Consider the following 10,656-nt stretch of genomic DNA (forward strand, 5'->3'; position numbering starts at 1 on the left):
CCCCGGCGATGACACCGGCTTCCAGCGCCCCGACGAGGACGCCGGCCGCGCGCCGCGTGCGGGCGGCGCCGTCGGGCAGCTGATGGACGCGGCTGAAGATCAGGGCAATTTCCAGGGGCAGCCAGACCACGTAGAAACCCTGGAACGACCACGCGGCCAGGAAGGTCCAGAAGTCCGGGGCGAGCGCGACGACCCAGGAGGCCATGGCGGTGACCAGCGTGGAAACCAGCAGGATCCTCTTGTGCCCGTACATGTCCCCCAGCTTGGCCAGCACCGGCACGGCGAGGGCGCTGACCATGAGCTGCGCGGCCTCGAACCAGTTGACGTCGGCGTCGTGGATTCCCAGGTGCCGGGCGATATCGGTGAGGATGGGCGTGTAATAGCCCTGCAGGATTCCACTGGTGAGCTCCACCAGACACAGAAAAGCTACAACACGGCGCATGGCGGCCTTCCGGGAGGGCGGGCACCTCGCGGCCAGCCGACTGATTGCATCCTAGGCCCGCGCCGTCGCCGAAGGCGGGAACGCGGCCGGCAACGCGGCCGGGAAGACGGGGCGGGAAACCCCGGCGGAACGGCGCGGGAATATTCGTCCGCGACGGGCGTTATACCGGTCGATAGATGCAAATGCATCTAAATCGGCTATAGTAGAACCAGATCCCGGATCCACCCCGGCCACGGAAAGGCACACCATGCAGATCGGCGTATTCAGCGTCAGCGACATCACTACCGACCCCACCACGGGCCGCACCCCGACTGAGCACGAGCGCATCAAGGCGTCCGTGGCGATCGCCAAGAAGGTCGAAGAGATCGGCATGGATGTCTACGCCCTCGGCGAGCACCATAACCGGCCGTTCTTCTCGTCCTCCCCCACCACCACGCTGGCGTACATCGCGGCCCAGACCGAGCGCATCATCCTGTCCACGGCCACGACCCTGATCACCACGAACGACCCCGTGAAGATCGCAGAGGACTTCGCGATGCTCCAGCACCTCGCGGACGGACGCGTGGACCTGGTCCTGGGCCGCGGCAACACCGCCCCCGTCTACCCCTGGTTCGGCAAGAACATCCAGGACGGGATCGAACTCGCGATCGAGAACTACTCCCTGCTGCGSCGCCTCTGGGACGAGGACACCGTCAACTGGTCCGGCAAGCACCGCACCCCGTTGCAGAACTTCACCTCCACCCCCCGCCCGCTCGACGGCGTCGCCCCCTTCGTGTGGCACGGCTCGATCCGCACGCCGCAGATCGCCGAAGTGGCGGCGTACTACGGTGACGGTTTCTTCGCCAACAACATCTTCTGGCCCAAGGAGCACTACCAGCAGCTGATCGGCCTCTACCGCGAACGCTATGAGCACTACGGCCACGGCAAGGCGGACCAGGCGATTGTGGGCCTCGGCGGCCAGTTCTTCATGCGGAAGAACTCCCAGGACGCCGTCAAGGAGTTCCGTCCCTACTTCGACAACGCCCCGGTCTACGGCCACGGCCCCTCGCTGGAGGACTTCACGTCCCAGACCCCGTTGACCGTCGGCAGCCCGCAGGAAGTGATCGAAAAGACCCTGTCGTTCAGGGAGTACTTCGGCGACTACCAGCGCCAGCTCTTCCTGATCGACCACGCCGGCCTGCCGCTGAAGACCGTCCTGGAACAGCTGGACCTGTTCGGGGAGGAAGTGCTGCCGGTGCTGCGCAAGGAATATGCCGCGCTCAAGCCGGCGCACGTTCCCGAACCGCCGACGCACGCCGGCCGTGTTGCCGCCGCGCTGGCAGCGGGCACCGTCGACGCCGCCGCGGAGACCACCATTCAGGGCTCATGATGCCCGCCAAGACTACCGAATCGCCGGTACGCCTGGCCGCGGAAACCTGGGAATCCCTGTTCCGGGCCCAGGTGGCGGTGATGCGCAAGCTGCAGGCGGCGCCGGCATTCAAAGCCCTGGCGCTCAATGAGTACGACGTCCTGTTTACGCTCTCCCGCTGCCCCTCCGGGTGGCTGCGCCTGAACGAGCTCAACGACAACGTGCTGCTGAGCCAGTCCAGCCTGAGCCGGCTGGTGGAGCGGCTCGAAAAGCGTGGGCTCGTTGAACGGACTCCAGCCCCGGAGGACGGCCGCGGGATCCTCATCCGGCTCACCGATGCCGGACGGGACCTGCAGAAGCAGATCGGCCGGGAACACGTGCGCGACATCGCCGCGCTCGTGGGCCCGGCCCTCTCCGCCGCCGAACAGCAGGAGCTGCTGCGGCTGACCGAGAAGCTCCGCGCCGCGGTCTCCGTGCGCTAAGGCCGTGCCCTTGACAGCCCGGCCGTGCGCTGCCTAGTGGATCGCGACGAGCTGCGCCGGGTCTTCCTGTGGCAGGTTATCGACGACGGCGGTGACGCTGAGTTCCTTCAGGGACAGGCTGCCGCCCACGGTGGACAGGAAGGCGGTGTCCGAGGAATCGCGTCCTGCCGTGATCCGCAGCATGCTCTCCCGTGGCGCCAGCCCCGTGGGGTCGATGACGTGCCAGGTGCCGTTGATGTGCGCCTCGGCCACGGCGTGGAAGTCCATCGGGGTCAGTCCCGGGGCGTAGACGGCGGCCAGCCGGGCCGGGACGTTCTTGGAACGCAGCAGGGCAATGGCGAGGTGGGCAAAGTCCCGGCAGACGCCGCGGCGGTGCAGCAGTGTTTCGACCGCGCCGTCGGTCCCCCGCGAGGATCCGCTGACGTAGCGCAGCTCGTTGAAAACCCAGTCCCGGACCGCGTGGAGCAGCTCCTCGCCCTGGAGCCCGCCGAATTCGGCGTAGGCGGTGGGCAACAGCCGGTCCGATTCCGCGTAGCGGCTGGGCCGGACATAGCGGATCAGTTCCATGAGCCCGGGTTCCTCGGGCAGCGCGAAGCCGGTGACGGTGGCCGAATACTCAACCAGGACGTCGGTGGGTTCGGCGAATTCCATGTAGTGGAAGCGGCCGCCGTGATGGTCCGAGAGCTCGGTCAGCGGCACGTCCCCGCCTCCCGCGGTCACCCTGAGCGATTCGTCAATCGAGTCGTAGCCGGCGTTCCGGGCCACGGCCACGGCGAGAGCCACCTTGGTTTCGGCAACGGTCTTGAAGGCCAGGCGGGCGGCTACGGCGCGTTCCATGTATCTCTGTCTCCGGGATGTGGGATTGAGGTGGGTGCAGGGGAAGCCGCCGTCAACGGCCCGGGGATGTGCGGGGCGGGCGGGACTAGTTTTTGATCTTCAGAGACATTAGCATCCGCTGGACGTTCGCGAATTCGGACCCCTCGTTGACGTACTTGGCCGCCTGGTCGAGAGTGTCGAACGCCTTGGCGGGGGCAACCTTTTGGTCCGGCGCCAACGCCTTGAGCACTGTCAGGTCCCCGAACGAATAGTCCCCCTTGCCGGCCGGGCCACGGACCACGTTCTGCAACGCGCAGCTCTTGCCGCCCGCGCCGCCCACCACGTTGGTGATGCCGTAGGAGCCGAAGTACTTGTAGCCCTGGACCACCCGGAACACCACGTGCGGGTCAATGGTGCCCCCGCCGCCGGCGTGCGGCAGGTCAACCGGCACGCTGCTGACCACGACGTAGTTGCGGGCGGCGTCGTCCGGGCAGGCCGCGGCAGGCTGCGGGGGCAGGCCGGTCTGCAAGGTGGCCAGGTAGGCGCCGCCGGCGTCCTTGACGGTGATCTTCAGCGCCCCGGGCAGAGCACCGGCATCGGGAGCTACGGACTGGACAATCCAGTCCTGCGGCACCTCAAAACTGACGGACTTTGCCGGGTCGGTAAAGACCTTCCAAGCCGCTGCGCTCGAGCCCGGGGTGGGGGAAGCGCTGGCCGAGGCGGCGGCATCAGTGGTGGCAGACGGCGTCGCACTCTCACTCGCACCGGGACCCGCACTGTCGGCCGGGCTGCTGCCCGCGGTCCAGACCGGCGTCCCCTTGCCGTCGCTGCTGCAGCCCGAAAGGGCTGCCACCGCGACTGCGAGCGCCGCGCCGGTGCGCAGCACAGCGCCCCGGATTCCTGCGGTGCCTGTTGAAGAAGGGGCCGTCCCAGTCATGGTGCCAGCGTAGCCGGGGCGCCGCATGACTCAGAGCTCCCGMATCAGTGTTTCGTAGAACCGGACCCCCTGCTCCAGCGTCTCCAGCCCGATCTTTTCGTCAACGGTGTGGATCGAGCCGCGGGCCCGGACGTCCATGAAGAAGGGCGCGAAGCGGTACACGGCACCGCAGATCCCGGTGAAACGGCGCGAGTCGGTGCCGCCCATCATGATGTAGGGGGTGATGATCGCCTCGGGGAAGACCTGCCCGATGCAGTCCGCCAGCAGGTCCCACTGGGCCCCCGAGGACGGCGACACCGGAGACGGGTCGTTGCCCTCCACGACGCGCAGTCCGACTTTCGGGTCGCGGATGATTTTCCGCAGCAGTGCCATGGTGCCCTCGACCGTCTCCCCCACCGCCACCCTGATGTTGGCGTTGGCCTTCGCCGTGGCGGCGAGGACGTTGGCCCCGGAGCTGCCTTCGAGCGTGGTGATGGCGACGGTGGTCCGGGTCATGGCGTTGGTCTCGCTGCCGAGCCGGCCGAAGAGCCAGGTGATGGGCGCCCGGAGCAGTGCCACGTTCGCGAACACGGCCCGCAGCGGTGGCGGGGTGTGCGGGCCGAAGCGGCGCAGCATCTCGGCGGTCACCTCCGGCAGCGACTGCGGGAACGGGCTGCGCTCGATCCGGGTGATGGCGCGGGCCAGCCGCGCTGTCGCCCCCATCCGCGGMGGCGTGGAGGCGTGTCCGCCCGGGTCCCGGGTCAGCAGCTCCACGTCCAGGATTCCCTTTTCGGCCACGCCGACGACGGCGGCCGGCCGGCTCACCCCCGGGAAGGCGCCGCCCGCGACGGCACCGCCCTCGTCCAGGACGAGCCAGGGCACCACGCCGCGGCCGGCCAGCAGGTCGGCGGCGGCCGCCGCGCTGTTGCCGGCTGTCTCCTCGTTGTTGCCGAACGAGAAGTAGAGGTCGTGCGCGGGCGAATACCCCGCCAGCAGCAGGCTCTCGGCCGCTTCCAGGATGGCCACGAGCTGGCCTTTGTCATCGAGCGTCCCGCGGCCCCAGAGGAACGTGCCGTCGTTGTGGCCGGAGAACGGCGGGTGTGTCCACTCCCCCGGGTCGTCTGCCGGGACGACGTCGTAGTGCGCCATCAGCACCGATGCCCGGTGCGCGGCCGCCGGGTCCTCCGCTGGTGCGGCGCCGGGCCAGCGGTACAGGAGGGCGTGGCCGTTGACCCGCTCCAGTTCCAGGGCAGCATGGACCGCCGGATACAACCGGGGCAGCGCCGCGATGAAGGCCTCGAACTCGGCTGTTTCCACCCCGGCCCCGGCCCCGGCCGCGGAGGACCCCTCGGCCCGGCTGGACACGGTCCGGTACGTCACGAGCTCCGCCAGCGACGCCGCCGCGCGCCCGGCGCCCGGCGGGTGCCCGGGGCCGCCCGGTGTTCCGCCGGGGCTCTTGAGGGTATTGCCGGCGGCCGCGTTCTGCAGGGGGTTGCGCATGCGCGAAAGTCTACGGCCGGAGGGTCCGCCGGAACGGGCTATTCCGCGCGCGGGTCCGGCCCCGGAATCCCGGGCACAATTCGGCGCACAAATTTCGGCCTCGGGAAAGCGGATACGCTGGGGGCATGGCCGAACAGAGCATTGACGGAACGCACTTTGGGGATCTGGGCGACGTGGCAGGCATGTCGGCCCTCGATATCGCGGACTGGCGGCTGCGGACCTTTGCCCTTTACGCCACCACGCGGAAGATTGCCGCGGACAGCCCGGCCGAGGCGCATTCCTACTGGCGCCAGGAGCGGGACCGCATGTTCGGCACCCACCCGGCGTCCGCGCTGACGGCCGAGGCCAAGGCCACCTTCGGCGGCCTGAAGACGGCGGACTACGATCCGATCTACCGTTTCCACGTCCCGCTGACCCCCGAGGGCGCCGGGCGGGAGATGAACGTAGAGACCGGGACCGACGGCCTGGTCCGGTTTGTGCGGCTGGGCACCTTCGACCTGCCCGAGATGGGACAGCTCGCGGTCTGGAAGCTCAGGGGTTACGGCGGCGGTATCTTCGTGCCGTTCCGTGACGCCACCGCCGGCCAGCCCGGTGGCAGTTATGGCGCCGGACGCTACCTCCTGGACACCATTAAGGGAGCTTTCCACGGCGTGCGGGGCTCCGGGCCCCAGGCCGAATTCATCCTGGACTTCAATTTCGCCTACAACCCCTCGTGCGCCTACAACGAGGCCTGGGCATGTCCGCTGGCCGGCCCGGCAAACCGGCTGGCCGTGGACATCCCCGTGGGCGAGCTGTACTGAGCGGATGGAGTCCCAGCTCGAACAGCTTGACCCTGCCCCCGCCGTCGTCCTCGGGCCGAAGACCCGCCGGTACCGTGGAGTCCTGCGTTACCCCGTGGTCCGGCAGCTCATCCGGTTCACCGGCGTCGGCATTGTCTGCACCCTGACCTCCCTGGCCCTGTACGCCCTCTCCCGGCCCTGGCTTGGGGCACAGCCGGCCAACGCGGCGGCCCTGATCCTGACGTCGTTCATGAATACCGCCCTCAACCGGCGCCTGACGTTCAAGATCACCGAAAGCCGCCGGATGAAGCGCGACCACCTCAACGGCCTGATCGTAATCCTCGTCGCGCTGCTGATCACCGGCGGCAGCCTCGCCGTCCTGCACTGGGTCAACCCGGACGCCACCGTGGCGGAGGAGCTGTGGACCACCACCCTCTCCGGTTTCGCCGCCACCGCCGTGCGGTTCACGATGCTGCGGCACTGGATCTTCCGCCGCGCCCGCCACCGCTGACGTCGCCCACGGCCCCCACCCCGGGTTGAGCTAGCAGTTCAAGCCGCTATGGAGGCGGCCCGATAGGGACATGTAGTGACGGCTCAACCGGTGGAGGGGGTGCCGAGGGAGCGGACGCCGGCGACGGCGGTGCGGACCGCGGCCGCCGCCTCCTGCAACTGCGCTGCCGTCACGGTCGAGTCGAAGCTGAACCGCACCGCCGTCTGGGCGATCTCGGGCTCGATGCCCAGGGCCAGCAGCACGGGTGAGGGCGCATCCGAGCCGGCGGCACACGCGGAACCGCTGGAGCAGATGATGCCCTGGCGTTCGAGCTCCAGCAGCACGGACTCGCCGCTGGTGCCCGGGAAGCAGAAGGATGCCACCGAGGGCAGCCGCTCGGTGGGGTGGCCGGTGAGCAGTGCGCCGGGAACACCGGCCAGCACGGCGTCAAAGAACCCGTCGCGGAGGGCAGCGACGTGCCCGGCCGGTTCCCGCGGCAGCGCCAGGGCCGTCGCCAGCGCCACGGCGCCGGCGACGTTTTCCGTGCCCGACCGGCGGCCGCGCTCCTGCCCGCCACCGTGGACCAGCGGTTCAAGCCGGACCCGGCCGCGCACAAACAGCGCGCCGCTGCCTTTGGGCGCGCCCAGCTTGTGGCCGGAAATGCTCAGCGCGTCCACGCCCAGTGCGCCGGTGTCCAGCGGCAGCCAGCCGGCGGCCTGGACGGCGTCGGTGTGGAACGGGACTCCGTGGGCACGGGCCAGCGCCGCGAGCCGGGCGATGGGCTGGACCGTACCGACCTCGTTGTTGGCGTACATGATGCTGACCAGGGCCGTGCCGGGCTGCAGCACGGCGGCGAGGGCCTCTTCGCTTACCTGCCCGAAGCGGTCCACGGGGATCACGTCGACGGCGAAGCCGTGGACCCGTTCGAGGTACCGGGCGGATTCTTCCACCGCGGGATGCTCGACGGCGCTGATTGCCACCCGGTCCAGGCGCGGATCGGCGGCGCGCCGGGCCAGGGCGATGCCCTTGACGGCGAGGTTGTCCGCTTCCGTGCCGCCGGAGGTGAAGACGACTTCCCCGGGGCGGCAGCCGAGGGCCTTGGCGGTTGCGGCGCGGGCCCCCGCGAGCGCCGCGGCAGCCGCCTCTCCCAGKGAGTGATGGCTTGCCGGGTTGCCAAATTCGCCCGTGAGGTAGGGCCACATGGCCTCCAGCACCTCGCGGCGGACCGGGGTGGTGGCCGCGGCGTCGAGGAAGATCATGGTGCGCCTCAGCCGGCCGCCGGACCGGCGCCGGAGTCGACGGCCGGCTCGACGTCAAGCTCAATGTCCAGGCCGAGGTCCAGGGCCGTGACACTGTGCGTCAGGGCGCCGATCGAGATGACGTCAACCCCGGTGGCCGCGATGTCCGCCACGGTGGAGAGGTTGACGTTGCCGCTGGCCTCGACGCGGGCCCGGCCGCCCACCAGTCCGACGCCGGCCGCGAGCTCGGCCAGGGAGAAGTTGTCCAGCATGATGGTGTCCACCCCGGCGGCAAGGACGGGCTTGATCTGCTCCATGGTGTCCACCTCCACTTCGAAGTGTGTTGTGTGGCCGAGCTGCGCCTTGGCGCCAAGGAGCACTGCGGTCAGCTTCGCCGGGTCGCCGCCGGTGAGGACGGCCAGGTGGTTGTCCTTGGCCAGGACGGCGTCGGAGAGGCTGAAGCGGTGGTTGGCGCCGCCGCCGCAGCGGACGGCGTAGCGTTCGAGCACCCGCAGCCCCGGCGTCGTCTTGCGGGTATCGGTGATCCGGGCCCGGGTGCCGGCCACGAGCGCCACGAACTCGGCCGTTTTGGTGGCGATGGCGCTCATCCGCTGGACCAGGTTCAGTGCGACGCGTTCGGCCAGCAGCACGGCGCGGGCGTTCCCGGTCACGCGGGCCAGGGCGGTTCCGGCAGCGAAGGCCTCGCCGTCGTTGACCAGCAGTTCGACGACGGCGCCCGGGTCGGTCAGCCGCATCGCCGCGGCGAAGACCTCCCCGCCGCTCAGCACGCCGGGAACCCGGGCGTTGAGAACCGCCGTCGCCCGCGCCTGCGCGGGGATGAGCACCTGCGAGGTGATGTCCCCGGACGGGGCGTCCTCCTGCAGCGCCGTGCGGAGGACGGCGAGAACGGCGGCCTCGGGCAGGCTCCCGGCGAGGGCCGCGGCGCGGGAGGGCAGGGTTTCCGGGGCAGCGGTGGCGTGGGCAGTGGTGGTCACGAGGAAATCCTTTGCATGGAATGGGTGAGGGCTGAGGCGTCGTCCGTGTCCGCCCGGTAGTGGGCTCCGACGGACTGCGTGCGGTTCAGGGCAGCCGCCACAAGGAGGCGGGCCGCGAGGAGCAAGTTCCGGTCCTCATGGGCATCCTGGCAGAGCCAGTCACTGTGGCCGGCATCGGGAGCGGTCTCAGAATGGACAACGGCGTCCCAGGCCGCAAGCACGGTCTCCGCCTCCCGCAGTTGCTCCCCGCTGCGCATTACCCCGGCGTCCGCCGTCATCAACCGCCGAAGAGCGTCGCGCGAGAAAACCCCGTACGCGGATACCGACTTCACAAAATCTTCGGACACGCTCGCTAAAGTGTCCTCCCCTGACGTGAAGTCGTGCGACGGCGCTGCGGAAGCGTGCGTCAAGGGGAGGCCGCCCGCGGCCGTGGGCCCACACGATCCGGGTTCCCTGGCCGAGCTTGCGAGGCTAGGGGGACCGTGGGGAGCACGCGGAGCAGTGGTGTCGTGCGACGGGTCGGCGCGCAGGAAGTCCTCGACGGCGCGGCGGCCAAACACCAGGCCCTCCAGCAGCGAGTTGCTCGCCATCCGGTTGGCCCCCTGCGCCCCGGTGCGGGCGACCTCGCCGGCGGCGTACAGGCCGGGAACGGACGTGCGGCCCCGCAGGTCGGTGCACACGCCGCCCATCCAGTAGTGCGCGGCCGGGGAGACGGGGACCGTTTCTGTGGTCCAGTCGTAGCCGGCGGCGAGGGTGGCCGCCGTGATGGTCGGGAACCGCCGGGCCAGGAAGCCCGCGCCCCGCGCTGCCTCGATGCCGCGGGCGTCCAGGTAGACCGGGCTGTCCGGCGCGGCCCCKGTGGCGGCCAGGTGCAGGGCGATGCTGCGGGAGACGACGTCGCGGGGGGCCAGTTCGGCGTCGGGGTGGTAGTCGGGCATGAAGCGGTATCCCGCGGAGTCCAGCAGCACCGCGCCCTCGCCGCGGACCGCTTCGGAGATGAGCAGGGCCGGCGGCCCGCCTGGAATCTCCTCGGCGGCAAGGGTGGTGGGGTGGAACTGGAAGAACTCGAGGTCCCGCACCGAGGCGCCGGCACGCCRGGCCAGGGCCAGGCCGTCGGCGGTGGCGACGCCGGGGTTGCTGGTGCGGGCAAAGAGCCGGCCCGCCCCGCCGGTAGTGAGCAGGACGGCGTCGGCCGCCAGTTCCTGGGGCCGTCCGCCGGCCAGGTAGGCCACTCCGGTGACCCGGGCCGGCGTCGGGGGCATGCTGCCGCGCTGTGACAGTTCGTCCGGCAGCGCTTCGGCCACGTCGTCCGGTCCGGTCAGGAGTCCGGTGACGAACGCGCTGGTCTCCACCCGGAGCCGGCCGTGGCCGGCGCKGTCCAGGACGGCGCGTTCGAGGACGGCGGCGACGAGCCCGCGGGCGATGCAGGCGCCCGTCGCGTCCCCGCCGGCGTGCAGGATGCGGGGCKCCGAGTGTGCCGCTTCAAGGCCCAGGGCCGGTCCGCCGTCGGGAGCTGTGTCGAAATGCACGCCGTAGCGGCCCAGTCCGGCGATGTCCCGGACGGCCTCTGTACACAGGACCCGGACTGCCTCGGGGTCGTTGAGCCCGGCCCCGGCGGCGAGCGTGTCCGCGATGTGCGCTGCCACGGAG

At 70.3% G+C, this 10,656-nt stretch carries 11 protein-coding genes; 4 read left to right on the forward strand and 7 right to left on the reverse strand.

Features of this window, described 5'->3' with window-relative positions; translation table 11 throughout:
- The coding region (locus AC1D1S_RS15415) for an MFS transporter (protein WP_476994847.1) at positions 1-442 on the reverse strand (442 nt) is incomplete at its 3' end.
- Positions 443-689: 247 nt separating this feature from the next.
- Here AC1D1S_RS15415 and AC1D1S_RS15420 point away from each other — a divergent pair.
- Positions 690-1,811 (forward strand): LLM class flavin-dependent oxidoreductase, encoded by a 1,122-nt coding sequence (locus tag AC1D1S_RS15420; RefSeq protein ID WP_243181299.1) that lies wholly within the window; start codon positions 690-692, stop codon positions 1,809-1,811.
- Positions 1,811-2,272, forward strand: a complete 462-nt coding sequence (locus AC1D1S_RS15425; RefSeq protein WP_243181330.1) for a MarR family winged helix-turn-helix transcriptional regulator — start codon at positions 1,811-1,813, stop codon at positions 2,270-2,272. The genes AC1D1S_RS15420 and AC1D1S_RS15425 overlap by 1 nt, the downstream gene beginning before the upstream one ends.
- Positions 2,273-2,305: 33 nt before the next feature.
- Here AC1D1S_RS15425 and AC1D1S_RS15430 read toward each other — a convergent pair whose 3' ends face one another.
- The 3 genes from AC1D1S_RS15430 to AC1D1S_RS15440 all read right to left on the reverse strand — a co-directional run bounded on the left by AC1D1S_RS15430 (position 2,306) and on the right by AC1D1S_RS15440 (position 5,504).
- A complete protein-coding gene (locus tag AC1D1S_RS15430) occupies positions 2,306-3,109 on the reverse strand; it encodes a transglutaminase-like domain-containing protein (RefSeq protein ID WP_243181298.1) in 804 nt (267 codons plus the stop codon).
- An 85-nt stretch (positions 3,110-3,194) separates the two neighbouring features.
- Positions 3,195-4,025: a hypothetical protein gene (locus AC1D1S_RS15435; protein ID WP_243181297.1), complete on the reverse strand. Its 831-nt coding sequence runs from the start codon at positions 4,023-4,025 to the stop codon at positions 3,195-3,197.
- Positions 4,026-4,055: 30 nt separating this feature from the next.
- Positions 4,056-5,504 carry a M20/M25/M40 family metallo-hydrolase gene (locus tag AC1D1S_RS15440; RefSeq protein ID WP_476994848.1) on the reverse strand — a complete coding sequence of 483 codons (1,449 nt, stop codon included), beginning with the start codon at positions 5,502-5,504 and terminating at the stop codon, positions 4,056-4,058.
- Positions 5,505-5,629: 125 nt separating this feature from the next.
- On the opposite strand from AC1D1S_RS15440, the gene AC1D1S_RS15445 reads away from it, so the two are divergent.
- Entirely contained in the window at positions 5,630-6,304 is a 675-nt protein-coding gene (locus AC1D1S_RS15445; RefSeq protein ID WP_028277528.1) for a DUF1684 domain-containing protein, read from the forward strand.
- A 4-nt stretch (positions 6,305-6,308) separates the two neighbouring features.
- Complete coding sequence (locus AC1D1S_RS15450) at positions 6,309-6,794, forward strand: GtrA family protein (RefSeq protein WP_243181295.1); 486 nt, start codon at positions 6,309-6,311, stop codon at positions 6,792-6,794.
- 83 nt (positions 6,795-6,877) lie between these two features.
- Here the strand turns inward: AC1D1S_RS15450 and AC1D1S_RS15455 are convergent, their stop codons facing one another.
- The 3 genes from AC1D1S_RS15455 to AC1D1S_RS15465 form a co-directional block, all read right to left on the reverse strand.
- Positions 6,878-8,032: a cysteine desulfurase family protein gene (locus tag AC1D1S_RS15455; RefSeq protein ID WP_243181294.1), complete on the reverse strand. Its 1,155-nt coding sequence runs from the start codon at positions 8,030-8,032 to the stop codon at positions 6,878-6,880.
- A gap of 8 nt (positions 8,033-8,040) precedes the next feature.
- Entirely contained in the window at positions 8,041-8,967 is a 927-nt protein-coding gene (nadC, locus tag AC1D1S_RS15460) for a carboxylating nicotinate-nucleotide diphosphorylase (protein WP_243181329.1), read from the reverse strand.
- A 35-nt stretch (positions 8,968-9,002) separates the two neighbouring features.
- A partial coding sequence (locus AC1D1S_RS15465; RefSeq protein WP_476994849.1) for an L-aspartate oxidase occupies positions 9,003-10,656 on the reverse strand: 1,654 nt, incomplete at its 5' end.

The organism is Arthrobacter sp. P1_A5 (assembly GCF_056406825.1).